Below are 25,440 nucleotides of genomic sequence, written 5' to 3'. Positions count from 1 at the left end.
CGCCCCAGTCGCCGAGCATCCATTTCGAGTTCGGGGAGAACGCCTCGGCGGCGTGCGCCGCGTTGCACAGCAGGGTGGCGGACAACAGGCCGCCGGCCACGGGGCGCAGGGCCGGGCGGAGAAGATGGGATTTCACGCGAACGCTTCCTCGTTGCGAATGGTCGACTGGCCGCACGCAGCGACCGTTCTACTCCCTCGATAACCTTGCAAGAAGCATGGATTTATGAAGAGGGCTCATGATCTGAGCCAAGCAGAACAATGGTTAATTTGCGAATGATAAGGTCTTTGCAGGCAAAGCTGAAACGTTTCAGGCTGGAAAACAGTGTTACGGAAACGACAACGAAGCCAGGCGGCGGGCCTTCGAGCGGCTCGCTCGGTCGACGGTCGTGGCGGGACGGGGACAACGCAGGGATTGGCAACAGCCTGAAACCCATGAACGCGCTTCACGTTGTTGCCGGGAGCGGAACAATACCCGTCTCAGAGTTCGTCGCGCAGATAGGACCAGGGGTAGATACCGCGCTCGTGACCATCGTCGAACAGCAACTGCACGCCGTAGCCCTGCAGGCGGATATCGCGCAGGCGCACGCCCTGCTCCGCCGCGTCGATCCGTCCGCGCAGGCGCTGCGCCCGGCATTGCGCACAGGGACAGGCGGCGCGCAAGCGGGCATGGTCGATCCGGCTGACCGTGCCGTCCGACCATTCGAGAATCAGCCAACCGTCCCTGGCGGCGTTGCGCAGGCGCAGCGGCGGCTGGATCATGCCGGCACCCGCAGTTGCGCCAGGGCGATGCGCACCGCCTTGCGCACCTCGGGATCGCCGTCGCCTTCGGCGACCCGCAAGGCCTGGGCCGAGGCCGGGTCCGCCAGTTCGCCGAGGGCCAGGGCGGCCTCCTTGCGCAGGTTGCCGATGGGATGGCCGAGCAATGCTTCCAGCGCCTCCCGCGCCGGCCGGTGGCGCAAGCGCCCGAGTGCGCGGGCGGCGCGCAGGCGGACCTGCCAGTAGTCGTCCGCCAGGGCCTTCAGCAGCGGCTCGCCGGCCTCCTCCCGGCCCAGCTTGCCAAGGGTCGTCGCCGCCTCTTCGCGAACCTGCCATTGGACATCCGCCAACGCCGCGCAGAGCGCCGGCAACACTGCCGCCTCGCGGCTCAGGCCGAGGGCGCCGGTGGCCGCCCGGCGTACCTCCGGGTCGACATCGGCGCTGGCCAGCCTGGCCAGTTCGGCCAGGGCCGGCTGGTGGCGGAGCCAGCCGAGCACCGCCACCGCCTCGCGGCGCACCGCCGCCTGCGGATCGCCGAGGGCGGCCAGGGCCGGCGCGGCGCTCTCCTCCAGGCGCAGTTCGCGCAACGCACGCAATACGCTGGCGCGGACGAAGGCATCGGCATGCTCGAGCCACGGCAGCAGGCGCCGCCCGGCGGCCGGTTCCTTGAGTTCGCCAAGGCTCTGCGCGGCGGCATCGGCCACCGCCGGCACCGGATCGGCCAGGGCCACGCAGAGCGCATCGACCACCGCGTCTTCCTCCCAGGCCTCCAGCAGGCGCGCTGCCTCGCCGCGCACGCCGGGGTCGGGATCGTCGCGCAGGGCCGCAACCAGCAATGGCAGCGCCTCCGGCAGCTCCAGGTCGGCCAGTTCGATCAGCGCCAGGCGGCGTACGCCGGGATCGGCGTCCTCCAGGCGCGGCGACAGTGCGAGGATTTCGGGCAGTGTGGCGTTTTCACAGGTCATATGGCGATCCGCAGTCGGTCCGGGGTAATGCCCGGCGGCAAGCCGAGCGGGGTCAGGCGCGGCAACTGGCGGCCGTCGTCGTGGTCGAGCAGTTCCAGGCAGTGGCGTTTCAGGCGCACGAAGTCGGCGCTGGTCACCAGCCGGGTGTCGCGAGGGCGCGGGAAGTCCAGCGCCAGGTCGGCGATGATCCGTCCCGGACGGGGGCTCATCACCAGCACCCTGTCCGCCAGGTACAGGGCCTCGTCGATGTCGTGGGTGACGAACAGCACCGTGGTGCGGACCCGCGCCCATACGTCCAGCAGCAAGGTCTGCATCTTCAGCCGGGTCTGCGCGTCGAGGGCGCCGAAGGGCTCGTCCATCAGCAGCAGGCGCGGCCGGTTGACCAGCACCCGGGCGATCTCCACGCGCTGCTGCATACCCCCGGACAGCTGGCCGGGCCAGCGCCCGGCGAAGTCCGCCAATCCCACCAGTCCGAGCATCTCCATGGCGCGCCGGTTGCGCTCGGCGCGGGCCAGGCCCTGCATCTTCAGGCCGAAGGCGACGTTGTCGCGGACCCGCCGCCAGGGGAACAGGGTGTGCTGCTGGAATACCATGCCACGCTGCGGCGAAGGTCCCTCCACGCTCCGGCCGTCGACCCTCACGCTGCCGGCGCTTGGCCGCAGGTGGCCGGCCAGGGCGCCGAGCAGGGTCGACTTGCCGCATCCAGAAGGCCCGAGCAGGCAGACGAACTCGCCCGGCCGCGCCTCCAGGCTCAGATCGCGGACCGCCTCGAAGACTTCGCTCCCCCGCCCCAGGCGGATGCTCAGGTCGCGGACCTGGATGCGCCCCAGGCTGTTGCCGGCCGTCGTCATCGGACCTTGCCTCCCGCCGCGTACCAGGGCGTCAGCGACGCGCCGACGCGCTTCACCAACACACTGCTGCCCATGCCGAAGAGGCCGATGAGCAGCATGCCGACCACCACCTCGTCGTAGTTCTGGATGTTGTAGGAAGCCCAGGTGTAGTAACCCAGTCCCCATTGCCCGGAGATCATCTCGGCGGTCACCAGGCAGAACCAGGAGGTGCCCATGCCGATCGCCAGGCCGGTGAAGATGCCCGGTCCGGCGCCGGGCAGCAGCACCTCGCGCAGCAGCGCCCGGCGCCCCGCCCCCAGGCTGCGCGCCGAAGCCAGCAGGCGCGGATCGAGCGCCTCCACGCCATGCACGGTATTGAGCAGGATCGGGAACAGCGCGCCGGTGAAGGTAATGAAGATCATCGAGGCCTCCGACGAAGGGAACATCAGGATCGCCAGGGGAATCCAGGCCACCGCCGGGATCGGCCGCAGCACTTCCAGCGGCGGCAGCAGCAAGGCCTCGATCCAGGCCGAGCGGCCGATCGCCAGGCCGAGGGCGATGCCCAGCGCGGCGGCCAGCAGGTAACCGGCGAAGACCCGCGCCAGGCTGGCGCCGAGGTGCGCCAGGAGCACGCTGGACTGGGCCAGGTTGCAGGCCGCCAGCAACACCGCGCCGGGCGTCGGCACGTTGGCGAAGGTCACCAGGCCCAGATCCAGTTGCAGACCGGCGGCGAGCTGCCAGAACGCCAGGCAGGCCGCCAGCGAAGCGGCGCGGGTGGCGCAGCGCCAGGGTCGGGAGATCGGAAGCGAACTCATGGGCGGACTCCGAAGACGCCCGCCTCAGCGGAGCGCCAGCGCCTGCTGGCTGGCGGCGGCAAAGTCGCGTACCTCGCCGCCATGGCGGCGGGCATAGTCCTGGGCCTGCTCGCGGAGCAGGAAGGCGTTGAGGCGACCCTCGCCGTCGCGGACGAACCACGCCTGGTTGGCCAGCAGCTTGATCCCGCTGTCGCGATCCTGGGCGTAGATCGCACGAATCGCCTTGCCCTGCGCCTTCAGCTCGGCAAGATCGGCCAGGGCCGACTCCGGCGAAGCGTAATGGCGCACCCTGGCCTCGCCCTTCACCCAGATCTGCGCTACCCGTTCGAACGCCTCGATCGGCCGGCCGCTGCGCGCGTCGCTGGCGCGCAGCGGCGACGGTGCGTAGTCGGCCAGCACCGCCTGGTAGTCCAGCCCGGCCTGACGGTAGGCATCGCGGATGTAGCGGTCGTCGACGAAACGCTCGACGTCCAGCCCACGGTCGGCCTTCTTCAGCAGCTTCAGGGTGTCGATGGAGGTCGCCAGCGCCTGGCGGTATTCGGGTTTCCAGGTCTGGTCGCGGGTCTGCAGGCCGAGCGGACCGTGGAACAGGTAATTGACCTCGGCCTCGATGCCGGTGACCTTCTCGATCAGCTCGCTGTATTTCTCAGGTTCGGCGGCCAACAGTCGATTGGCCTCGATGCTCGCCCGCAGGTAGGCCACCACCACCTCCGGATAGCGCTCGGCGTAGGCGGCGTCCACCAGCGCGCCATGGAAGGTCGGCGCGTTGGCCTGGGAACCGTCGTAGATCTTGCGGGCGAAGCCGCGATTGGGGAACAGCTCGGCGAAGGGTACGAAGTCGGCATGGGCGGCGATCTTGTTCGCCTGCAAGGCCGAACCGGCGATTTCCGGCGGCTGGGCGATGATGGTCACGTCGCGCTGCGGGTCCCAGCCTTGCGCCGCCACCGCGCGCAGCAGCATGCCATGGGCGGTGGAGGCGAACGGTACGGAGATGGTCTGGCCTTTCAGTTCGGCCAGCGACTGCACCGGCGAGCCGCTCGGTACCACGATGCCGTTGCCGCTGCCACGGGGGCTGCCGGACAGCACGCTGATGAACAGGCTGCGCTTGCCGGCGGCGGCGAAGGCCACGCCGTTGAAGGTGCCGGGGAAGTCGGCCATGGCGCCGAAGTCGAGCTTGCCGGCGACCATCTCGTTGGTCAGCGGTGCGCCACTGGTGAAGTTCTTCCACTCCACCCGGTAGTCCGCATCCTTGTAGCGGCCGTCGCGCGGCAGGTATTTCTCCAGCAGGCCCAGCTCGCGGATCAGCAGCCCGCCGGCGGCGCAGTTGATGGTGGTGTCCTGAGTGCCGATGGCCACGCGGATGGTTTCCGCCTGGGCACCCAGGGAAGTCAGGGCCAGCGCCAGGCTGGCCAGGATTGCACGCAGTCGCATGGGGATTCCCCTCGAATCATGGTCATGGGAATCGTCTCCGCCACCCGGACGGTGGTGGGAAACGAGGGGTGTTTCAGGGTGGCGTCCGGGAGTGGGCCGGATGGCGGGTTCTGCCTCGCTTGCCGGGAGCGGGCGTCAGCGCAGCAGGTAGGGAATCTCCACCTTCACCGCGCCGGTCGGGCAGTCCTTTTCGCAAGGCATGCAGTACCAGCACTCGTCGTAGGCCATGTAGGCCTTGCGGGTCGTCGGATCGATGGCCAGCAGGTCCATCGGGCAGACCTCGACGCAGACGGTGCAGCCCTTGTCGGCGATGCAGCGGTCTTCGTCGATGGTCACCGGGGCGCTGCTGCGGAAGAAGATGTCCTGGGGTCGGTAGGCCATGGCACGCGGTCCTCGTGGTTCGATCTGGCCCGCTTTCGTGGCGGCGGGCTCGGTGTCTAGCGGTACTACGCCGGGGCGTGGGCCCTAGGCGGCGTCGTTCCTCAGCCGCAGGCGCTGGTAGGCCTGCTGTTCGCCCTCGTCGATGGCGAACAGGTAGGGTTCGACCGGTTTCCTGAAGCTGGCCATGCGCCCCTGTTCGTCCTTCTTCAGGTGCGCGTGGCAGAACCAGGTCTCGTCGTCGCGCCGCGGATAGTCCACCCGGTGGTGGTACAGGCCCCAGCGGCTCTCGGTGCGGAACAGCGAGGCACGCGCGGCCATCTCCGCGCAATCGCGGATAACGCTGACTTCCAGGGCGCGCATCAGCTCGTGGGGGTTGTCCGCCTTGATCCGTTCCAGGTCCTCGGCGATGGCCTGGATGCGTTGCAGGCCCAACTCCATCTTGCGGGTCACCTTGGGCGGTTGCAGGTAGTCGTTGACCAGCCGGCGCAACTTGTACTCCACCTGCGCCGCCGGCAGGCCATGCTCGCGCAGCAGCGGCGCCTCGATCCGCGCACGCTCGCGCTCGACCTGGGCGCGGTCGACCGCGCTGAAGGCGCGCCCGGCGACGTACTCGGCGGCGTTGCGCCCGGCGAACCAGCCATAGGTGAAGGCGCCGAGCATGTAGTTGTGCGGCACCGCGGCCATGTCACCGGCGGCGTAGAGGCCCTTCACGCTGGTCTCGGCCTTCTCGTTGACCCACACGCCGGAGGCCGAGTGGCCGGAGCAGAAGCCGATCTCGGAGATGTGCATCTCGACCATCTGCTGGCGGTAGTCGGTGCCGCGCCCGGCGTGGAACTGCCCGCGGCTGGGGCGTTCGTTGCCATGGAGGATGTCCTCGATGGTCTGGATGGTTTCCTCCGCCAGGTGGTCGAGCTTGAGGAACACCGGGCCATTGCCGCCTTCGAGTTCCTGGTGGAACTCCCACATCATCTGCCCGCTCCAGTAGTCGCATTCGATGAAGCGCTCCCCCCTGGCGTTGGCGGTATAGCCGCCCAGCGGGCCGGTGACGTAGGCACAGGCCGGGCCGTTGTAGTCCTTGATCAGCGGGTTGATCTGGAAGCATTCCAGGTTGGCCAGCTCGGCGCCGGCATGATAGGCCATGGCGTAGCCGTCGCCGGCATTGGTCGGGTTCTCGTAGGTGCCCATCAGGTAGCCGGAGGACGGCAGGCCCAGGCGGCCCGCCGCGCCACAGCAGAGGATCACCGCCTTGGCGCGGATCACATGGAAGTCGCCGCTGCGGCAGTCGAAACCGAGTACGCCGTTCACCGCGCCTTCGGCATCGGTGAGCAGGCGGGTGCAGACCAGGCGGTTGGCGATGGGGATCCGCGCACGCTTGAGCTGGCGGTAGAGCACCTTCTTGATGTCGTGCCCTTCCGGCATCGGCAGCATGTAGGCGCCCATGTGGTGGACCTTCTTCACCGCATAGTCGCCGGTCTCGTCCTTTTCGAACCTGACGCCCCAGCGATCCAGCTGCCGCAGGGTCTCGAAGCTGTGGCTGGCATAGGCGTATACCGCCGCCTGGTTGACGATGCCGTCGTTGGCCACGGTGATTTCCCGGGTGTACTGCTCCGCCGTGGCGTGGCCGGGGACGATGGCGTTGTTCAGCCCGTCCATGCCCATGCTGATGGCGCCGCTGCGCTTGACGTTGGCCTTGTCCACCAGCAGCACGCGCAGTTCGCGGTCGTGTTCCTTGGCCTTGATCGCCGCCATCGGCCCGGCGGTGCCGCCGCCGATCACCACGATGTCGTATTCCTGCTCCAGGGTGTTCATGCCCGCTCTCCCTTCTGCCGATCGATGCGCAGGCGATACTGGAAAGCGTCGCCGCGGTAGTAGAGGTATTCGAAGTCCAGCGGCGCGCCGTCGGCGGCATGGGTCAGGCGCTCGATGCGCATGATCGGCGCGCCCTCCTCGACCGCCAGGGCGCGGGTCAGGTCGGCATCGGCGAGCACCGCGTCGATGGCCAGGTCGGCATGGCCGAGGGGAATGCCACAATCGTTCTCGAGGATCAGGAAGATGTCGCGGGTCACCAGGTCGGCCTTCTCCAGGCGCTCGCCGAGCGACTGCGGCAGGTAGGTGACTTCCAGCGAAACCGGCTCGCGGTTGACCAGCCGCACCCGCTTGATCTCGCACACAGGGCTGCCCTCCTCCACCCGCAGGCGCTCGGCCACCCGCGCGCCGGCCGGTACGTAGCGCAGGCCGTGCAGGCGGTTGATGACCTCGTAGCCCATCTGCGTCATGGACTCGCCCAGGCCTTGCAGGGTGCTGACGTTCTGGAAGGCCTTCGGCCGGGCGACGAAGGTGCCCTTGCCGTGGATCTTGAAGATCAGCCCTTCCTTCTGCAGGTCGCCGAGCGCCTGGCGCACGGTGATGCGGCTGACGTCGAAGGCCTTGCCCAGCTCGTTCTCCGAGGGCATGCGGCTGAGCGGCGGGTAGACGCCGTCGAGGATGCGTCCGCGCAGCAGCTCCTTGAGCTGGCTGTACAGCGGCACGGGGGAAAGCGGGAGCAGTTTGCCCATGGTCGGATTCGCTTGCAGGAGTGGTTCGAACACTTGTTATAACAAGTTATGCCGTGATGGTAAACGCCATGAACGATCAAGCGGAAATACCGAAAACGCATATGGATATGGCGCCGCCCGTGCGTGGCTCTCGCCGGCCAAAGGACCGGCCCGCACCGCGGACCGGCCCGCCCCCCTCAGCGCAGCGGCCGCCAGAGGGTGAAGGCTACCGGCGGCGTCCAGCCGGCGTTGGAGGTGTGCGCCTGCAGGCAGAGATAGCGCAGCCCCTCGTAGGTCACCCCATCGTCGACCCGGTAGGCCTGGTTTTCCCGCCATTGCGGGAATTGCGGATCCACCGCCCCGCCGCTGGTGCTGACCTCCAGGCCTTCGCTGGGCAGCGACTGGTTGCCCTGGGTATCGGTGGCGGTGACGAAATAGCTGTAGCGGGTGTCCGCCGTCAGGCCGCTGTCGGTGGACCCCAGCGCGGCGCTCTGGCCAACCATGGCGCCGTCGCGATAGAGGCTGTAGTAATCGATCGGACGCTGCCCGCTGGAAGCGTTCCAGGCCAGCACCAGGCTGGTTTCGCCGCGCTCCAGCAAACGCAGGCCCTGCGGCGCCGCCGGGCGCTGGTCGCCGCCCTCGCCGCCATGGATCAGGCTGGCGTAGCGCTTGCGGAACTCCCAGTTGTAGCGCTCGCCGCGCTTGTTCAGGCCGTCGTCCCAGTTCACCGACCAGGTCATCAGGCCCTTGATCGCATGACCGGCGGCTTCCAGGCGGCGAAACGCGTTGCTCACCGCGGCGGGATCGATCACGTAGCCGGTAGCCGCCGCATCGACGTTGCTCGGCAGGCCGATGGCCAGGCGCTGCGCCGGGATCCGCACGAAGTCGCGGCTGCCGGTGGCCAGGCTCTCGGTGAGGTAATAGAGGAAATCCTCTTTCATCGCATCGTTGTTCTGCGCGATCCAGGCGCCCTTGCCGCCGTTCGCCTCCTGGACCCACAGGCCGTCGCCGCCCTGGTTGTAGTACTGCGGCGCGACGAAATCGTAGACGCCTTCCAGGGCCTGCAGATAAGGCACGTACTTGCCGTTCTTGTGCAGGTAGGGGAACTCCGGGGCCATGCTGACGATGAAGTGCTTGCCCTGCCCGGCGTAGTGTTCGCGCACCAGCTTGAGGGCCGCCGGCAGCACCCGCTGGTTGTCGGCCAGGTCGATGGCGCTCTGTTCGAGGTCGATGTCCAGGCCGTCGAAACCGTAGGTTTCCACCAGGCGGACGATCTCGGCGGCCAGTGCCTGCTCCTGCCCGGCATGCAGCTCGATGTGCGCGTCGGCGCCCCCCAGCGAGATCAGCACCGCGCGGCCCTGGGCGTTGAGCACGCCGACTTGGCGGCGGAACTCCGCGTCGGACAGGTTGTAGGGTTGGAAGGTCGGGATGCCGCGCCCTTTCATGAAGGCCACGGCGACCACGTTGTACTCGCTCGGCACGTCTTCCAGCGCAATGTTGGCGAACGAGCCCTGCTGGTAGCCGTCGGCGGCACCGGCCGGCCAGTTGTGCCAGAAGCCCATGAGAATCTTCTTGCCGGCGATGCTCGGCATGGCCGCCGCGGCATCTTCGCGGGCCTGGTGCAACTGGGAAAAGTCGATCCTGATCATTTACCGCTCCTCGGATGAAGGTAGGAAACGCATCCGGAGGGGCTGCTCGACGAACCGCCACCGTGGCCGCCGCGAACGCTTAGGAAAAACAGGCGCGAGCGTCTACCACGGGGCATTCCGCGTTTGTCGCGATCAGGGCGGGGGCATGGTTGCAGAGACGGCGGAAGGCTTCACCTACCACAATTGGCAGAGCCGCGGCGGCGATGCTCCGCGTCGGGCTCAACCGGCCTCGCTGAGTTCGGCGACCACCGCTCCGGGTAGGTCTTTCAACAGTTCCGGGGACAGCAGCAGCTTGGTCTCGCGGACCCCGGCGCCCATCACCACCAGCGGCCGTTCGAGGACCGCCGCGTCGACCAGCAGCGGCATGCCTTCGGGCAAGCCGAACGCGGTGATGCCGCCGAACTGCATGCCGGTCAGCTCAGTGGCGACCTCGCGGGCGGCGAAGGACAGCCGGCGGGCACCGAGCAGCGCCTTGACCGCACCGTTCACGTCGAGCCGCCGCGAGCCCAGGTTGACCACCGCGGCATAGCCTTCGGCGCCATCACGCTTGTAGCGCAGCACCAGGGTGTTGGCGCAGTCCTCCAGGCCAAAGCCGTAGCGTGCGCTGAACGCCGCGGTGTCGGAATGCTCGTCGGCGACGCGGAACACCACCAGCTCGGCGGCTGGCAGGCCGCGCGCGACCTGCTCCGGCAGATGGCGGTGGTAGTCGGCCGGGGCGACGGCGTCGAGCCGGTGGCGTTGGGTGTATTCGCGCAGAACCATGGGCAACCTCGGATGAAAACGGATGGCACCGCCCCCTGCCGCCAGGCGGGCTGCAGGGGGCGCGGTTCAGGTTGCCAGGTTCGCCGGCACGCCGCCAGGTACATCGGGCGCCAGGCGGCGCCGCAGGATCGCGCAGACCTCCTCCGCCGCCGTCACCACCAGGCCATGGCCGCCGGCCAGAGTCTCCAGCTCGTAGCGGCTGGCGTGCCGCCGCCAACCGTCGATGGCCGCCCTGGAGACGCCCGGGTCCTGCTCGCCGAGGATCGCAGTGATCGGTATGGCCAACGGCTCGCGCGGCCGATAGCGATAGTCGGCGGCCAGGCGCGAATCGGCGCGCAGGGTGGCCAGGCTGATCTCGCGCAGCTCCGGGTCGTCGAGCACTTCCGGCGGCAGAACGTCGTACTCGCGCAGGGTTCGCAGCAACTCGGCGTCGCCCATCGCATGGAAGCGTGGGTATTCCAGGTCCGGCCCCGGAGCGCGGCTGCTGATCACGAACAACTGCCTGGCGCGCAGGCCGTGCAGGCTTTCCAGGCGTGCCGCCAGCTCGTAGGCGAGCATGCCGCCGAGGCTGGCGCCGACCAGGGCGAACGGTCGGTCGAGCAATGGCAGGAGCGCGTCGTCGATGGCACAGAGCATGGCCTCTACATCGGTGACGAACGGCTCGTCCTGGCGTTCCTGGCGCCCCGGATACTGGATCGCCAGCAGTTCCACGTCCGCCGGCAGGCGCGCGTCCCAACCACGGAAAGTGCCGGCGTTGCCGCCCGCGGGCGGCAGCGCGATCAGGCGCAGGCGCGGCTGCGCGCTCCCGCTGCGCTGCAACCACAGCGCCCGGGCGCGCTCGGTGGCGGGCGGCAACGGCGGCGCGTCGGCGGCATGGCAGCGGCGCACCACTTCGCGGGCATCCGGATCGCCCTGCAACAGCCCCAGGCTCAGTTGCCTGCCGGTCAGCCGGCGCAGTTCGGCGATCGCCTGCACGCCCAGCAGCGAATGCCCGCCGGCGCTGGCGAAGCCCTGGTCGGCCGCCAGCGGCCGGCCGAGCACCCGGGACAACACCTTGAGCACCCGCCGCAGCTCCACGCTGTCCTCGGCCTGGGCCGCCGCGGACGGCCGCACCGGGTCTCCGAGCAGCGCCAGCAACGCCTCGCGGTAGGCGCCGGCCAGTGCCTCGGCGCGCTCGGCGGGGAAACGTCCGGCGGCGTACTGGAAGCCCACCTCGAGGCGTTCGCCGGCCACCTCGAAGTCCACCGCCAGCGGCACGTCGACGTCCACCACCACCTGGTCGAGGATGCCGCCACGCCGCAATTCCGCCGCCGGCGCGGCGTCGTCCTGGTGGAAATCGACGAAGTTGAACAGGCTGTCCAGGCGCAACTCGCGGTTGCGCCTGCGGATCGCCGCCAGCGGATGGCGCCGATGTTCCAGGCTCGCGCGCTCGTAGTCGAATGCGCGACGAGCGCTGTCGAGCAGATCGACGGAAGCCGACAGACGGCACGGCAGGGTATTCAGGAACAGGCCGAGCAGGCGGTCCGCTCCCGGCTCCTCGGGGCGCCCGTGGCTGACGAAGCCGGTGACCACTTCATCGGCATCGCTGAAGCGGCACAACGCCCGGCCATGCGCCGCCAGCAACAACGAACGCAAGGGCAAGCCGCTGCGTTCGGCCAGGGCGCGCAAGCGCGGCAGGCTGTCGGCCGGCACGTCCACGCGGATCGCCGCCATCCGCCGGGGCCCCACCTCCGCCAGGCCGGGCAACGGCCGGTAACGGGCGCCGGCCAGGTAGTCGAGCCAGAACAGCGCCGAGCCGGCGTTGGCCTCGGCCTCACGCTCCAGCGCCACGTAGTCGCGCAAGCCTACCGCGGGCGCTTCCGCTTCCCGCGCGACGACACCGGCGAGAAGGTCGGCGTAGACCGCCAGCAGCTCGTCCACCAGGCTTTGCAGGCTCCAGCCGTCCAGCACGCTATGGTGTTCGGCGACGCCCAGGGCAAAGCGCCGCTCGTCCAGCGCCAGCGCGGCGAGGCGCACCAGCGGTGGGCGGCTCCAGTCGAACGGGGTGGCCTGCTCTTCCTCGATCCAGGCACGCAGGCGCAGGCGTCGTGTTTCCCCATCGAGGCCGCACAGGTCGTGCACCGGCACCTCGGCGGCGACCGCAGCGGCCGGGTGGACCCATTGCAGGGGAACCTGGCCGCCGTGCAGGTCGAAGCCGGTACGCAGGATCGCGTGGCGGCCGATCAGGATCGCCCAGGCGCGCGCCAGCAACTCGCCGTCCAGGCGTCCATGCACCTCGTGCAGGACGACGTTGTGCAACAGCCGTGGATCGCCGCTGGCCTCGCTTTGCAGGAGCATGCCCTGTTGCAGGCTGGTCATCGGGTAGGCGTCGTCGAGCCCCTCCGGCAGGCGCTTGCGTTCCGCCGCCGACAACAGGGCGAACGGCTCCAGCGTCTGCGGCACCGAGGTCCCGGCCGCATCCGCCGGACTCGCCGGAGCGGCCAGCAGGCGCGCCAGTTCGCGGATGCTCTGGTGGTTGAACACGTCGCGCAGGGTAAAGGCAAGCCCCGCCTCGCGCGCCATGACCTGCATCTGGATCAGGCGGATGGAGTCGCCGCCGACCTGGAAGAAATTGTCGCTGACGCCGATCGCCGGGCGTTTCAGCACGCTCTTCCAGATCTCCAGCAGGGCCGCCTCGGTGGCATTGGCCGGCGCTTCCAGGGTCTGCGCGGCCGCCTCGGCGGCCAGCGCCGCCAACAGCGCGCGACGGTCGAGCTTGCCTTCGGCGGTCAGCGGCAGGCGTTCGACCCGGGCGATCCGGCTCGGCAGCATGTAGGCCGGCAGGCGCGCCTCGAGGAAGCCACGCAGGGCCCGCTCGCTCAGCTCGCCGCCGAGGGCCGTGGCGGGGCGCGGCGCGACCGCGCGCCAGTCGATGCGCTCGGCCAGCGACTCGGCATAGCCCGGGCGCACCGCGTAGCAGTTGTAACGGTCGGTACCCTCCAGCAGCGCGTCCTGGCGGATGCTCACCTCGAAGCCATGGCGGCGCAGCAGGTCGCTCAAGGCATCGGCGCGGCCGGCGGTGGCACCGTCGCGCTTGTCATGGACCTCCAGGACGATCTGCCGGACCTTGGCCAGCGCCACATCGTCGAGACCGAGCAGCACATCCATCTCCGCGCGCTGCACGTCGATCTTCAGCAGGTCGATACGCTCCAGGCCCAGTTCGCCGATCACCTGGTCGAGGCGGCGCAGGCGGCAGCGGTGGGCTTCGGCGCGCAGGCGGTCGTCGAGGATTTCGTCGATGTTGTCCAGCAGCAGGTTGGCCCCGCCCTCCTCGCCCTGGTTGCTCAGGTAGCGTCGGATGACGTCGCGTTCGCCGCTGGCGTCGGCGTATTCGGCGATCCCGGAGAAGGTCGAGTAGCCCGGATAGTAGGTGAAGGTTTCCTCGCGCTCGACGTCGGACAGGCCGATGCCGAATACCTCGACCTGCGGTGCGTAGCGTCCGAGGTTGGCCTCCAGGCGCCGGCGGATCGGTGCCAGCGGCTCGAAGGCGACCACTCGTGCGCGCGGCGCGCGGCTGGCGACGTACAACGAGAACAGGCCGATGTTGGCACCGACGTCGAGGACCACCGCGTCCGGCGGCAGGACGATGCCGTCGCGGCTGTAGACCTCGTCGACGAAGATTTCCTGGTAGACGTACTCGGTTTCGTTGAGGTTCAGTCCGGCGACCCGGTGCCCGCTGGGCAGGTCGACTTCCAGCCAGGACTCGTCCGCGGTCTCCCCGGCTGCGGTGACGAAGGCGACGATCCGGCGATCCGCGCCCGGCTCGGCCGCATCGGCCTCGTCGGTGAGTACCGCCGCCTCGCCCACCGCCGGGTGTTCCAGCAACGCGCTGCGGATCTCGCCCAGTTCGATACGGTAGCCGTTGATCTTCACCTGTTCGTCGATCCGCCCGAGGAACTCCAGGCAACCGTCGGCGCGCCAGCGCACCAGGTCGCCGCTGCGGTACAGGCGGCCGCTGCCCGGCCAGCCCTCCTCGAGGAAGCGCCCGGCCGCCTCGCCGGCATCGCCGGCATAGCCGCGCGCCACCCCGGCGCCGCCGATCCACAATTCGCCGCTGGCGCCACGGGTCTTGCGACGCCCGAGACCATCGACCACATGCAGGTCGACGTTGGCCAGGGCGCGGCCGATGGTCGGCCGCGCATGCTCGGCGACCCGCGCCAGGCTGGCGTTCACCGTGGCTTCGGTAGGACCGTAGAGATTGAAAACCTGGCAACGGCGCCAGCCGGCGGCGACCTCCCAGGACGCTTCGTCGAAGCGCTCGCCCCCTACCAGGATGCGCCCGGGCAGCGCCGGGTGGGCATCGTCGAGGCCGGCCTGGAGCAACAGGCGGAACAGCGACGGGGTACAGTCGAGCACGTCGATGCGCCGTTCTTCGAGGAACCCCAGCATCCGCTGCGGATCGCTGCGCACCTCTTGCGGCACCGGGACCAGGCAATGGCCGGAGAGCAACTGGAGAATCTGTTTGATCGAGGAGTCGAAGGAGAACGGCGCGTTGACCGTCACCCGCAGGCCCTCGCCCACCACATCGGCGTATACCGTGCGCGCCAGGGCCTGGGACAGGTTGAGTGCGCTGGCGTGCTCGACCACCACGCCCTTGGGCTGGCCGCTGGTGCCCGAGGTGAAGATCATGTAGGCCGCATCGCGCCCGCCCGGCGCCGGCAGGCTCGCGCCGCTGCCGGCAAGCGGCAGCGTCGACAGGTCCAGGCAGGCCCCGGCGAATGCCTCGCGGGCGCGCCCGGCGCACTCGGCATCGGCAAGGGCGAAGACGATTCCGCCCGCTTCGCGCATCCGCTCCACCCGCGCCGCCGGAAACTCCGGATTGACCGGGGTGTACACCGCCGCCGCGCGCATCACCCCGAGCAGGCCGACGATCGCCTCGCGGTTGCGCCCGGTCATCACCGCCACCGCCTGGCCGGGCCGCACGCCGGCAGCCAGCAGCGCTTCGGCGACCGCCTCGCTGCGCGCACGCAGCGCGGCGAAATCCAGGCTGCCGTGGGTATCCAGCAACGCCGGCGCCTGCGGCTGCAAGGAGACCCGCAGGTCGAACGCGGCCACCAGGGAATCCACCGGCGCAGGCTCCACGCGCTCGCCCTGCCAGGCCTGGTAGCGCTCGCGCTCGGCCGTACCGATCAACGGCAGCCCGGCCAGGGGGCGCTGCCTGTCGGCGGCGATGCTTTCCAGGCACTCGACCCAGGCGTCGAGCAGGCGCCCGGCCAGCGCTCCGTCATTGTCGCGGCGGACCCTCAGGCTGGCCAGCCGGCCTTCGCCGTGGGGCAGCACCTGTAACTCGAGGAACCCGCCCAGCGGCGGCTGCCGGCAGTCCAGCTCGGCCACCCCGGCACCGTCCAGCTCTCCCGCCAGCCAGGCGAAGCCCAACTCGGCGAGCGGCCAGGCGGGGGCAAAGGGATCGCGCAGGGCCGCTGCCTCCTCCTGGGCGAGGATCGCCGCCTGAAGGGCGTCGAGCCGCTCGCCGACGCTACCCGCGCGGACATTCTCCAGGCACAGCGGCGCAACCCCGGCGAACGGTCCGGCCAGCTCGGCGAACTCGTTGAACAGGCGCCCCGAGACCAGTCGCGCCATTTCCAGCGGCAGTCCCTCGTCGCCCTGGAACTGCCCGGCGACCTGGGTCCAGGCCAGCAGGGCGGCCGCCTCCGGCAAGCCGTTGGCGGCCAGGCGTTCGAGCAGCGCGCGCGGCAGCAGGCGCCGCGCCGTCCACTCGCCTTCGCCCAGGTCGTCCGCCAGCGCCAGCGGACTCTCCGCCGCAACGGCCGCCTGCTCGCGCCAGTAACCGCTGGCGCTTTCGCCGTCTTCGCCGGCCAGCGCCTCGTTGGCCCATTCGGAGAAATGCTGGAACAGCAGCGCCTCGTCGCCCTCGTCCGCGCTCGCCTGGCCGGCCTGCCCCAGGCCGCGGCGCAGCAGCGCCGCCAGGCTGACCGCATCGACGACGAACGCCGGCGCCGCCAGCAACAGCCCCTGGAGCGTCTCTCCGGCGGCGTCCAGCAGCAGGCCGAGCGCCAGTACCGGCTGGCCTTCCCCGCCCAGGGGCGAAGCGGCGAGACGCGCGCTTTCGCGCGCGAAGCGCCCGGCCCAGTCGCCGTCTCCCGGCAGGCGCTCGACCAACAGGTCGGCCGCGCGCCCATCCAGTACCTGCACCGGCAGGCTCATGCCCGGCATCGTCCGGTAGGCCACGCGCAGTTGCGCCTCGCCGTCCAGCGCCCGGCGCAGCCGCTCCAGCGTCGCCACGGGATCGGCCGGGGCGCGCAGGCGCACGCCGACAACCGTATTTTCCGGCCGCTCGGCATGGCGGCGCCAGGCGCGGGTCTGCAAGGGGGACAGCGGGAATCCTTCGAGCGCTTCGCTCGTGGCCGGTTGCACAGCGGATTGCAGGTCTTCTGACGCACTCATGGCTATCCCTCGCACGGGTTCAGGGTTGGTGGACATGCAGGTCGGTCATCGCCACCAGCACCTTGCGCTCGCCGGTGTACGGCTCGCGGCCGTGGACGCTGATGAAGTTGTCGAGCATCAGGACATCGCCGCGCTCCCAGGCGAACGCGCGGGTTTCCTCGCGGTAGGCGGCGCGGATGGTGTCCAGCACCTCCGCCTCGATCGGGCTGCCGTCGCCGTAGTAGGCGTTGCGCGGCAGGCCCTGTTCGCCGACCTCGTCGAGCAAGGCCCGGGCCAGGGCCGGCGGCATGTTGGAGACATGGAACATGTGCGCGTGGTTGAACCACAGCGGCTCGCCGCTGAGCGGGTGGCGCACCATCGCCTGGCGGACCTGGCGGGTATTCAGGCGCTGGTCGTCGAGCCAGGTCCATTGGGTACCGGTCTGCCGGCAGTAGGCCTCGACCTCGGCGCGATTGTCGGTCTGGAAGCCTTCCTGCCAGGTCAGGTCGATCTCCGGCCCGTAGTTGCGCACGTAACACACCCCATGGCGGAGGAAGCGCTGCCTGATCGCCTCGGGTATCCGGGCGCTGACCCGGCGCTCGTCGGCCAGGGGCGTGCGGCCCTGGGTGGCGGGCGGCGTCTGGCAGTAGAAGTGGATATAGCTCGGCCAGTTGTGCGAGTAGGACATCTCGTGGTGCGGCGGAATCCAGCCATCCGGCGAGAACTCGGTGGAGGTGAACACCCGGTGCGCCACTTCCTGGCGTGCCGCCGCGCGCTCCAGGTAGTCGAGCATGTTCGGCGAAAAGCTTCGCACCGCCTGGGAGAAGCCCTCCGCGCCGTCTACCGCGAAGCCACGAAACAGGATGCCGCCATGCCGCAGCAGGCTGTCGCGCAGCCCTGCGCCGGCGGAGGCGATCCATTGCCGCAGGTCCATGCCCGGCTGGCGCGCGCGGACGATGCGCAGGTAGCCGTTGGCCGGGTCGAGCAGGCTCTCCTCCACCAGGTCGCCGGCCGAGAGCTGGCGGGGGCGCAGGCGCGGCGCGCTGAACGAGGCGCTCATGCGGCACCTCCGAGCGCCAGGCGCGAAGGTGTCGGCGGGACGTCGGCGGGCGCCAGGCTGGAATACGGCGTGGACATGATGGTGAGGATCCGTCGCGGCCCGCGGAACGGCTCGCGGCCGTGCTGGGCGAGCATGTTGTCGAGGATCAGCACGTCGCCCACGCGCCAGTCGAAGCGCCGCGTCTCGCGGTCTATGGCGCTGCGGATGGTCGCCAGGGTCTGCGCCTCGATCGGGCTGCCATCGCCGTAGTAGGTCTGGTACGGCAGGTCTTCCTCGGCGACGCTGCGCAGCAGCGCATCGCGCAGGCCCGGCTCGAGACTGGTGGCATGGAAGAACATGCCGTGGTTGAACCACAGGCGCTCGCCGGTGTACGGGTGGCGTTGGAACGCCGCGCGCCTCTGCCAGGTGCGCAGGTGCTCGTCGCCGATCCAGGCATGGGCGATCCGGTGCTCGGCGCAGAACGCCTCGACCTCGGCTCGGCTGTCGGTCTGGAACGCTTCGCGCCAGGACAGGCCGAGGCCGGCGCGGTAGTTGCGCACGTAGAGGATGCCCAGGCGCCCGAAGCGTTCCAGCAATTCGTCCGGCAGGTGGCGGAGCACCAGCCGGTTGGCCGCCACCGGGGTGGCGCCGCCCTCGAGCGGCGCCACCTGGCAATGGAACATGATGTACAGCGGCCAGTCGGCGGTATAGGACTGCTCGTTATGCAGGAAGATCGGCTGGTCCACCGGATGCTCGGTGGAGGTGTAGACCTCGCCGCTGACCTGGCTACGCGGCGAGGAACGCTCCTTGTAGTCGAGCAGTCGTGGGGCGAAGGCAGCGGCGGCCGCGCGGAAGCGCTCCGCCGAGTCGACCTCGAAGCCTCTCAGCAACAGGCCGCCAGCCAGGTTCAGGTCGTCGTGCAGGGACTGGCCCTGCTCGCGGATCCAGTCGGCCAGGGACAGGCCGGGAGCCTGTGCCTCGATCAGCAGCGGCAGGCCGTCGCGCTCTGCCGCCGGGCGCCGCACCAGCGCCTCGCTGCTGCGCGGGCTGAGGTTGCGCGGCCGGGCGAAGCCGCGACCGGTGAGACTGGGAGCTGTTCGTTCCATCGCTGTTCTCCGTGGGAGGCTCGGGGTCGTCAGGAAGCGTTGCAGCCCTCCGGCGACATGCGTTTCGAGATAGGTTCGCCGGCATTCGCCAGCAGGCGCCGCTCCCAGGCCTGGTGCAGGCGCTCGATGCGGTGCAGGTCGAAGATCGCGCTGGCCCCGGTCCAGACCGCCAGCCAACCCTGCGGGCGGTCTTCCAGCCACAGCGTCAGGTCCAGGCGCGCGCCAGGCAGCGGAATGAAGTCGGCTTCGACGCGCACCCCGGCATCCACCGCCGGGGCCGCCCGACCGTTGTGCGCGCCGCAGGCGATGCGGATCGGCAGGCCGCTGGCGCCACGCCGGCGCAGAGCCTGGGTCACGCATTCGAGGGGCACGTCCTGGTGTTCGAGCAGTTCCAGCAGATCATGGCCGACCTGGCGCAGGCGCCACTCCGCGGATTGCTCCGGACGCAGGCCGACAGCCAGCGGCAGGAGGTTCACGAAGCAGCCGACCAGCCCCTGCATTTCCAGGCGCGAACGCCCGGCCAGGGCCACGCCGACGAGCAGGTCGTCGACGCCCAGTTCGGCGCCGAGCACTTCGGCGAAGGCCTGTAGCGCAGCGCTGAACGGGCTTACCGAGGTACGTTCGGCCAGCGCCCGGCAGGCGGCATGGACGGCGGCGGAAACCGGCAGGGCGAGGCGCTGGCCGGCGCGCCCGCCGCTCTCCTCCGGGCGCGCCGGCGCGACGCCGGGAGCCTTCGCCAGCGGCAACAAACGCTCAGCCCAGCGCTCGGCGACGCGCTCCAGGCGTCCCGAGGCCAACGCCGCGCGCTCGCGGGCGGCAACCTGTTCCGGCGTGCTGGCGAGCACGCCCAGGCGGCCGCCATCGAGCAGCGTCTTCAGCTCCGCGGCAAAGACCGCCAGCGACACATCGTCGAAGGCGTAGTGATGGACGCTGAGCAGGAGGTCGGCACGCGCGCTGTCGCGGGTGACGACCAGCATCAGGCGTGCCGGCGCCTCGTGGGCGAGGTCGAAGACTCGCGCGCCCTCACGGCGCACGCCATCCTCCAGCAGCCGCTCGGCGTGGGCTGCGTCGCTCGCCAGCAGGCGTTGCAGGGGCACCGCCTGCGCCGCCAGCGCATGGGGCAGCGGCCCGTCGACGCCCGTTTCGACACGCCGGCGCAGCGCCACATGCCGTTCCAGCAACTGGCGCAAGGCCTGTTCGATGGCGTCGGCCGTGGCGCCGACTATGCGCAGGTGGGCCAGCAGGTTGTACGAAGTGTCCTCCGGCACCAATTGCTGGGCCAGCCACAGGCGCCGTTCGGCGAGGCTCAGCCCAGCGCTGCCGGCGCTCGGCTCCGGCTCGTCGCCCTCGGGCGCGGCCTGGCGCAGCAGTTCCAGCAGTGCCTCGGGAGTCGCCGGGCCGCCGGCGAACGCCTGCAACGGCACTCGCCGGGACAGTCGCTGGCGCAGCGTCGCGAGCAGGTGCACCGCCCGCAGGGAGTCGCCGCCGGCGGCGTAGAAACCCTGTCCGGCGCGCGGCGGCGCGCCAAGCTGCGCCTGCCAGGCCTGGTGTAGCGCCTGCTCCAGCGGATCGCTGGGCAGCGCCTGCGGCTCGGCGCCGGTCGCCTGGGGACGCGGCAGGGCCTTGCGGTCGATCTTGCCGTTGAGCGTCTTGGGCAGTTCCGCCAGGACCACGAACGCCGACGGCAGCATGTAGTGCGGCAGGCTTTGCCCAAGGTGCTCGTTCAGCGCCTGGAGCGGCGGGGCGAGCGGTGCCGCCAGGTAGCCGACCAGCCGGCGCAGGCCGGCGCTGTCCTCGGTGAGCATGGCGCAGGCTTCGCTCACCCCGGGAAAACTCGCCAGGCACGAGGCGATCTCGCCCAGCTCGATGCGGAAGCCGTTGAACTTGACCTGGTCGTCGAGTCGGCCGAGGTGTTCCAGCACGCCGTCCTCGCGCATGCGTACGCGGTCGCCGGTGCGATAGCGGCGCTCGCCGCTGCCCGGATCGACGCGGAAACGCTCGGCGGTCTGCTCCGGCTTGCCGAAATAGCCACGCGCCAGGCCGATGCCGCCGAGGTACAGCTCCCCGGCCACGCCCAGCGGCAGCGGCGCCTCGAAGCCGTCGAGCACCTCCACCGTGGTGCCGGGCAGCGGTCGGCCGATGGGCGGCTCGTCGAGCGCTTCGGCGTGCAGGTCCAGTTCGTGCACCGTCGAATAGGTGGTGTCCTCGGTCGGCCCGTAGAGATTGACCAGGCGCCGTACCTGGGGTTGGCCACGAATCTGTCGCACCAGGTGGCCGCGCAGCGGTTCGCCGGCCAGGTTCAGCGTGCGCACCCCGCCCGGCAGGTCGCCGAGGGCGAGCAGCGCGGCGCACACCGAGGGCACGGTATTGAGCAGGCTGATCTCGTCGCGGCGCGGGTAGTCCGGCAGGCTGAACAGGTTTTCCACCAGGTGCAGCGTGCCGCCTTCGGCCAGGGTGCCGAACAGCTCGTAGACCGACAGGTCGAAGCACACCGAGGTCGCCGCCAGCACCCCGCTCCACTCTTCGGCGGCGTAGTGCTGGCCGGCCCAGCGCAGGAAGGCATGGGCGCTGCCGTGCTCGATGGCGACGCCCTTGGGCCGTCCGGTGGATCCGGAGGTATAGATGATGTAGGCGAGGTGGTCGGCGCCGACCTCGCTCGCGGGCAGCGCCAGGCCGTTCGCCTGGTCGCCGCCCTCCTCCAGCGCCAGGCACGGCCGGCCCAGCGCGGCGACCCGTTCGCGGGTGCTGGCGTCGACCAGCACCAGCAGGCAGTCGGCGTCGTCGAGCATGTAGGCCACCCGTTCCTCCGGGTAGGCCGGGTCCAGCGGTACGTAGCAACCGCCGGCGCGGAGCACGCCAAGCAGGCCGACCAGCAGGCCGCTGTCGCGCCGCAGGCAGACCCCGACCCGCTGCTCCGGAGCCACCCCGGCGGCACGCAGGCGCACGGCGAGCGCGGCGCTTTCGCGCTCCAGCTCGGCATAGCTGAGGCTACGGTCGGCGGCGTGCACGGCGATGCGCTGCGGCGTGCGCCGCGCCTGGGCCTCGAACAGATGGTGGAGTACGCCGCGCGGCGGGGCGGCCTGGGGCTCGCTGCGCAGGGCCTGCAAACGGCGCTCTTCGTCGGCGTCCAGCCAGGGCAGCCGGCCGACGCAGGCCTGGGCGTCGACCAGGCCGCGCGCCAGCCGCGCGAGATGGCCGGCGATACGCCGCAATTCGTCGCACTGGGGATCGCGCAGAGCCAGGCCGACGCTGCCGTCCGCCGCCAGCACCAGGGCCAGCCAGCCGGGGCTGCTCGCCGTCGGCCGCGCCGCCAGCACCTGGACCGCGCAGCGCCCGGCCAGGGCGGCGCGCTCCTGGCCGTCGGCGGATAGCTGCCGCCGGGCGTCATCGAGTTCTTCCGCCAGCCGCGCGCTACGTCCGGCGGACGACTCCATCGCCCGGTAGGCGGAACGCAGCAGCGCGGGCGCCTGCCGCCCGCGAACCGTGATCGGCTCGGGAAAGCCCAGGGTGATCTCTTCGTTGCCGTAGCGTCCCAGCAGCACCAGGAACGCCGCCAGCCAGTGCGCCGCCGGGAACGCTTCCGCGGCCGCCTCCGGCTCGACCCATTGCCAGGCGCAATGCGGGTCGCGCAAGGCGATTCGTCCCGGCAACTCCAGCCCCAGCGGGGCGCCTTGCAGGTAGCGCCGCTCCTGCGCAACCTCCGGGCGCGCTGCGCGTCCCGCGGTCAGCGCCTTGCCCGACGAAAAGCTGCGTAACGGTAAGCCATGTCGCTCCTGCATCGCTCTCCCCCTTCCGAGGCTGGGCACCGAGCGAAAAACTCTTCACGAAATGGCGACGAGTTACGAGCTAATACAATTGATAGGGTGTTGACAGGTCAGGCCGAATGGCTTTCCGCCAGGATCGGGTACAGCGACGCGACCAACAGCAGCGCCATCCCTACGTTGAACACTCTCAGCCAGCGCGGATCGCGCAGCACGTTGCGCAGCATGCTGCCGAAACCGGCCCAGATTCCGATGGTCGGCGCGTTGATCAGGGCAAATACCGTCGAGATCACCACCACGTTGGTGAAGTAGCCCTGCAACGGGGTATAGGTGCTGATGGCGCCGACCGCCATCACCCAGGCCTTCGGGTTGACCCACTGGAACGCCGCCGCGCCCCAGTAGCTCAACGGCTTGCCACGCCCCTCCGGGTCGTTGCCGGCCGGGCCGGACGTGGCGATCTTCCAGGCCAGGTACAGCAGGTACGCCGCGCCGACGTAGCGCAGGATGGTGTACAGCACCGGATAGGCCTCGAACACCGTGCCCAGGCCAAAGCCCACCGCCATCACCATGATGAAGAAGCCGCAACTGATCCCGAGGATGTGCGGGATGGAGCGGACGAAACCGAAGTTGACCCCCGAGGCCAGCAACATGGTGTTGTTCGGACCGGGCGTGACGGAGGTGACGAAGGCGAACAGGGAGAACGCCAGCAGCAGATCCACGGAGAGCGACATTCGTTCCATCCTTTGAAGTGGGTGCGGGCAAGACGTTACTCCGCTTTGCCGCCGCGCCAGCGCAACAGTTGCCGAGAAAGTTGCCGTAACACTCCATCCGCCCGCCGCCCTAGCGTTGCACTCCCCAGCGCTTCACCGTGAGGCGCTCGATGCTGCCGAACACCAGGTTCTCCACCAGCAGGCCGATCAGCACCACCACTGCCAGGCCGGCGAATACCTTGTCGGTGTAAAGCTCGTTGCGGTTCTGGAAAATGTACCAGCCGAGGCCGCCCTTGCCGCTGCTCGCACCGAATACCAGTTCCGCGGCGATCAGCGTGCGCCAGGCGAAGGCCCAGCCGATCTTCAGCCCGGCGAGAATCGACGGCAACGCCGCCGGCACCAGGATCAGCAGGACGAAGCGCAGGCCACGCAGGCCGTAGTTGCGCCCTGCCATGCGCAGGGTCTCCGAGACACCGAGGAAACCGGCATAGGTGTTCAGCGCCAGCGCCCAGAGCACCGAATGCACCAGCACGAAGATCAGGCTGTTCTGGCCCAGGCCGAACCAGAGCAGCGCCAGCGGCAGCAGCGCGATCGCCGGCAGCGGGTTGAACATCGCCGTGAGGGTCCCGAGCAGGTCGCGGCCCAACTGCGTGGAGACCGCCAGGCTGGTCAGAACGAAGGCCAGGACGATCCCCAGCAGGTAGCCCTTGAACAGCACCAGCAGGGAGATCCCCGCCTTGGCCGGCAGTTCGCCGCTGGCCAGGCCCTCGCCGAAGGCCCTGGCCGTCTGCAGGAAGCCTGGCAGCAGCAGGTCGTTGCCCTGGACCCGCGCCGCCAGCTCCCAGGCCAGCGCCAGCAGCGCCAGGATCAGCCCCTTGCGCAGCCAGCCCTGTTGCCAGAGACGCTGGCCCAGGGGCAGGCGCCGCTCCAGGGGGACCTCCAGCAGGGGTTCGAGCTGGACTTCGTATTCTTCGCGAACGCGCGTGACTCGACTCATCGATCGGCTCCTTTGCTCAGTGGGCCAGCCGGATATCGGCGAAGTCGAGCGTCTCGGCCGCCGTCGGTTCGCCGCCCTCGTCGAACAGCAAGCGGTGGATGCGTCGCGCCGCGGCTTGCAGCGCTTCGCCGCCAAGGCTGTGCAGCCCGAACGGGTGGCCGTGCACTTCGGCCCGGACCCGCCCCGGGTGCGGCGAAAGCAGCAGGATGCGGTTGCCCACCACCAACGCCTCCTCGATGGAATGGGTGACGAACAACAAGGTGAAACGCACCTCTTCCCACAGGCGCAGCAGTTCTTCCTGCATCTTTCGCCGGGTCAGCGCGTCCAGCGCGGCGAACGGCTCGTCCATCAGCAGGATCTTCGGCTGCATCGCCAGCGCCCGGGCGATCGCCACCCGCGCCTTCATGCCCCCGGACAGCGTGTGCGGGTAGGCCTCGGCGAAGCCCGCCAGGCCGACCTTCTCGAGGCATTCGTCGGCGCGTCGCTCGGCCTCGTCGCGCGCCACCTGGCCGGACACCCGCAAGGGGAACAGCACGTTCTGCCGTACGGTCTTCCATGGCGGCAACTGGTCGAACTCCTGGAACACCACGATACGGTCGGGGCCGGGCGCCCTGACCGCCTGTCCCTGAAGGCGGATCTCGCCCTCGCTGGGCGTGATGAAGCCAGCCACCGCCTTGAGCAGGGTCGACTTGCCGCAGCCGGACGGGCCGAGCAGGACGAAGCGATCGGCCGGGTCGACTTCGAAGCTGACCCGCTGGGTGGCCCGCACCACGCGCGAGCGGGTGCGGTATTCGAGGCTGACTCCGTCCACCGCCAGCAGGGCGTCGGCGGGGAGCGTGGAAGGTTGGCGGGAGGCGGCGTTCATCGGCGTCTCAACTCCCCTGCAACGGCGCGCCGTCCTGGAAGAAATAGTCCTGCCAGGAGGCCGGCTTGTTGCGGATCGCACCGACCCGGTAGAGGAACTCCGCCAGCGGATAGGTGTTCTTCGGCGTGACGCTGAACTCCACCTGCGGATTGGCGATGATCTTCAGCAGCGCGGCGCGGTCGATCTTCGCCCCGGTCACCCGGATATAGGTATCGGCGGCAGCCGCCTTGTCGTTCTGGGCGAAGGCCGCCGCCTCCTTCAGCGCCTCGACGAAGGCCCGGTAGGTCTTCGGGTTGTCCTGGCGGAACTTCTCCGTGGCGAACAGCACGGTCGGCGAGTTCGGCCCCAGCAGCTCGTAGCTGTCGAGCACCACGTGGACCTTCGGGTTGGCCAGCGCCTGGTCCTGGAACGGCGGG

The 25,440-nt window shown here is 70.0% G+C and carries 18 protein-coding genes and 1 pseudogene; all 19 read right to left on the bottom strand.

Translation table 11 applies throughout. The features are described from left to right. Positions 1–136 (bottom strand): annotated as a pseudogene (locus tag HMPREF2886_RS34240) (porin); the annotation flags it as partial. Positions 137–477: 341 nt separating this feature from the next. Beyond that, positions 478–759: a DUF971 domain-containing protein gene (locus tag HMPREF2886_RS08575; protein ID WP_070747148.1), complete on the bottom strand. Its 282-nt coding sequence runs from the start codon at positions 757–759 to the stop codon at positions 478–480. Then, entirely contained in the window at positions 756–1,721 is a 966-nt protein-coding gene (locus tag HMPREF2886_RS08570) for a HEAT repeat domain-containing protein (protein ID WP_070747146.1), read from the bottom strand. The genes HMPREF2886_RS08575 and HMPREF2886_RS08570 overlap by 4 nt, the downstream gene beginning before the upstream one ends. Next, complete coding sequence (locus HMPREF2886_RS08565) at positions 1,718–2,572, bottom strand: ABC transporter ATP-binding protein (RefSeq protein WP_070747144.1); 855 nt, start codon at positions 2,570–2,572, stop codon at positions 1,718–1,720. Before HMPREF2886_RS08565 ends, HMPREF2886_RS08570 begins: the two co-directional genes overlap by 4 nt. Next, the gene (locus HMPREF2886_RS08560; protein WP_070747141.1) at positions 2,569–3,366 is read right to left on the bottom strand and encodes an ABC transporter permease; all 798 of its coding nucleotides are present in this window, start codon (positions 3,364–3,366) and stop codon (positions 2,569–2,571) included. The genes HMPREF2886_RS08565 and HMPREF2886_RS08560 overlap by 4 nt, the downstream gene beginning before the upstream one ends. A gap of 24 nt (positions 3,367–3,390) precedes the next feature. Next, positions 3,391–4,797, bottom strand: a complete 1,407-nt coding sequence (locus tag HMPREF2886_RS08555; protein ID WP_070747139.1) for an ABC transporter substrate-binding protein — start codon at positions 4,795–4,797, stop codon at positions 3,391–3,393. A 135-nt stretch (positions 4,798–4,932) separates the two neighbouring features. Further along, complete coding sequence (locus HMPREF2886_RS08550; RefSeq protein WP_003089354.1) at positions 4,933–5,178, bottom strand: 4Fe-4S dicluster domain-containing protein; 246 nt, start codon at positions 5,176–5,178, stop codon at positions 4,933–4,935. A gap of 84 nt (positions 5,179–5,262) precedes the next feature. Further along, positions 5,263–6,987 (bottom strand): fumarate reductase/succinate dehydrogenase flavoprotein subunit, encoded by a 1,725-nt coding sequence (locus HMPREF2886_RS08545; RefSeq protein ID WP_070747137.1) that lies wholly within the window; start codon positions 6,985–6,987, stop codon positions 5,263–5,265. Continuing rightward, positions 6,984–7,733: a GntR family transcriptional regulator gene (locus HMPREF2886_RS08540; protein WP_033970797.1), complete on the bottom strand. Its 750-nt coding sequence runs from the start codon at positions 7,731–7,733 to the stop codon at positions 6,984–6,986. Before HMPREF2886_RS08540 ends, HMPREF2886_RS08545 begins: the two co-directional genes overlap by 4 nt. 176 nt (positions 7,734–7,909) lie before the next feature. After that, entirely contained in the window at positions 7,910–9,361 is a 1,452-nt protein-coding gene (locus HMPREF2886_RS08535; RefSeq protein WP_033970796.1) for a carbohydrate-binding protein, read from the bottom strand. Between the two features lie 219 nt (positions 9,362–9,580). Beyond that, positions 9,581–10,123 (bottom strand): YbaK/EbsC family protein, encoded by a 543-nt coding sequence (locus HMPREF2886_RS08530; RefSeq protein WP_033970795.1) that lies wholly within the window; start codon positions 10,121–10,123, stop codon positions 9,581–9,583. 66 nt (positions 10,124–10,189) lie between these two features. Then, positions 10,190–16,567: a non-ribosomal peptide synthetase gene (locus HMPREF2886_RS08525; RefSeq protein ID WP_070747135.1), complete on the bottom strand. Its 6,378-nt coding sequence runs from the start codon at positions 16,565–16,567 to the stop codon at positions 10,190–10,192. Between the two features lie 19 nt (positions 16,568–16,586). Further along, positions 16,587–17,606 (bottom strand): TauD/TfdA family dioxygenase, encoded by a 1,020-nt coding sequence (locus HMPREF2886_RS08520; RefSeq protein ID WP_070747133.1) that lies wholly within the window; start codon positions 17,604–17,606, stop codon positions 16,587–16,589. After that, complete coding sequence (locus tag HMPREF2886_RS08515; RefSeq protein ID WP_033978354.1) at positions 17,603–18,691, bottom strand: TauD/TfdA family dioxygenase; 1,089 nt, start codon at positions 18,689–18,691, stop codon at positions 17,603–17,605. Before HMPREF2886_RS08515 ends, HMPREF2886_RS08520 begins: the two co-directional genes overlap by 4 nt. A 29-nt stretch (positions 18,692–18,720) precedes the next feature. Next, the gene (locus tag HMPREF2886_RS08510; protein WP_070747131.1) at positions 18,721–22,470 is read right to left on the bottom strand and encodes a non-ribosomal peptide synthetase; all 3,750 of its coding nucleotides are present in this window, start codon (positions 22,468–22,470) and stop codon (positions 18,721–18,723) included. A gap of 95 nt (positions 22,471–22,565) precedes the next feature. Continuing rightward, positions 22,566–23,183 carry a LysE family translocator gene (locus HMPREF2886_RS08505; protein ID WP_003113093.1) on the bottom strand — a complete coding sequence of 206 codons (618 nt, stop codon included), beginning with the start codon at positions 23,181–23,183 and terminating at the stop codon, positions 22,566–22,568. 109 nt (positions 23,184–23,292) lie between these two features. Continuing rightward, on the bottom strand, positions 23,293–24,159 hold the full coding sequence (locus HMPREF2886_RS08500; protein WP_033970784.1) for an ABC transporter permease: 867 nt from the start codon (positions 24,157–24,159) through the stop codon (positions 23,293–23,295). Positions 24,160–24,175: 16 nt separating this feature from the next. Continuing rightward, a complete protein-coding gene (locus HMPREF2886_RS08495; protein WP_003089387.1) occupies positions 24,176–25,024 on the bottom strand; it encodes an ABC transporter ATP-binding protein in 849 nt (282 codons plus the stop codon). A 7-nt stretch (positions 25,025–25,031) separates the two neighbouring features. After that, positions 25,032–25,440 (bottom strand): ABC transporter substrate-binding protein (locus HMPREF2886_RS08490; RefSeq protein ID WP_033961263.1); only part of this gene is annotated, 409 nt, incomplete at its 5' end.

The sequence above is a fragment of the Pseudomonas sp. HMSC066A08 genome (assembly GCF_001813025.1).
GTDB lineage: Bacteria > Pseudomonadota > Gammaproteobacteria > Pseudomonadales > Pseudomonadaceae > Pseudomonas > Pseudomonas aeruginosa.
This window is presented reverse-complemented; position numbering and strand designations above follow the sequence as displayed.

Bases quoted from the DNA above. Each gene is read 5' to 3' on its own strand.
- HMPREF2886_RS08575 (WP_070747148.1), bottom strand. From the start codon at position 759: ATGATCCAGCCGCCGCTGCGCCTGCGCAACGCCGCCAGGGACGGTTGG.
- HMPREF2886_RS08565 (WP_070747144.1), bottom strand. From the start codon at position 2,572: ATGACGACGGCCGGCAACAGCCTGGGGCGCATCCAGGTCCGCGACCTG.
- HMPREF2886_RS08500 (WP_033970784.1), bottom strand. From the start codon at position 24,159: ATGAGTCGAGTCACGCGCGTTCGCGAAGAATACGAAGTCCAGCTCGAA.
- HMPREF2886_RS08520 (WP_070747133.1), bottom strand. From the start codon at position 17,606: ATGAGCGCCTCGTTCAGCGCGCCGCGCCTGCGCCCCCGCCAGCTCTCG.
- HMPREF2886_RS08515 (WP_033978354.1), bottom strand. From the start codon at position 18,691: ATGGAACGAACAGCTCCCAGTCTCACCGGTCGCGGCTTCGCCCGGCCG.
- HMPREF2886_RS08525 (WP_070747135.1), bottom strand. From the start codon at position 16,567: ATGAGTGCGTCAGAAGACCTGCAATCCGCTGTGCAACCGGCCACGAGC.
- HMPREF2886_RS08560 (WP_070747141.1), bottom strand. From the start codon at position 3,366: ATGAGTTCGCTTCCGATCTCCCGACCCTGGCGCTGCGCCACCCGCGCC.
- HMPREF2886_RS08540 (WP_033970797.1), bottom strand. From the start codon at position 7,733: ATGGGCAAACTGCTCCCGCTTTCCCCCGTGCCGCTGTACAGCCAGCTC.
- HMPREF2886_RS08495 (WP_003089387.1), bottom strand. From the start codon at position 25,024: ATGAACGCCGCCTCCCGCCAACCTTCCACGCTCCCCGCCGACGCCCTG.
- HMPREF2886_RS08570 (WP_070747146.1), bottom strand. From the start codon at position 1,721: ATGACCTGTGAAAACGCCACACTGCCCGAAATCCTCGCACTGTCGCCG.
- HMPREF2886_RS08535 (WP_033970796.1), bottom strand. From the start codon at position 9,361: ATGATCAGGATCGACTTTTCCCAGTTGCACCAGGCCCGCGAAGATGCC.
- HMPREF2886_RS08545 (WP_070747137.1), bottom strand. From the start codon at position 6,987: ATGAACACCCTGGAGCAGGAATACGACATCGTGGTGATCGGCGGCGGC.
- HMPREF2886_RS08555 (WP_070747139.1), bottom strand. From the start codon at position 4,797: ATGCGACTGCGTGCAATCCTGGCCAGCCTGGCGCTGGCCCTGACTTCC.
- HMPREF2886_RS08505 (WP_003113093.1), bottom strand. From the start codon at position 23,183: ATGTCGCTCTCCGTGGATCTGCTGCTGGCGTTCTCCCTGTTCGCCTTC.
- HMPREF2886_RS08510 (WP_070747131.1), bottom strand. From the start codon at position 22,470: ATGCAGGAGCGACATGGCTTACCGTTACGCAGCTTTTCGTCGGGCAAG.
- HMPREF2886_RS08550 (WP_003089354.1), bottom strand. From the start codon at position 5,178: ATGGCCTACCGACCCCAGGACATCTTCTTCCGCAGCAGCGCCCCGGTG.
- HMPREF2886_RS08530 (WP_033970795.1), bottom strand. From the start codon at position 10,123: ATGGTTCTGCGCGAATACACCCAACGCCACCGGCTCGACGCCGTCGCC.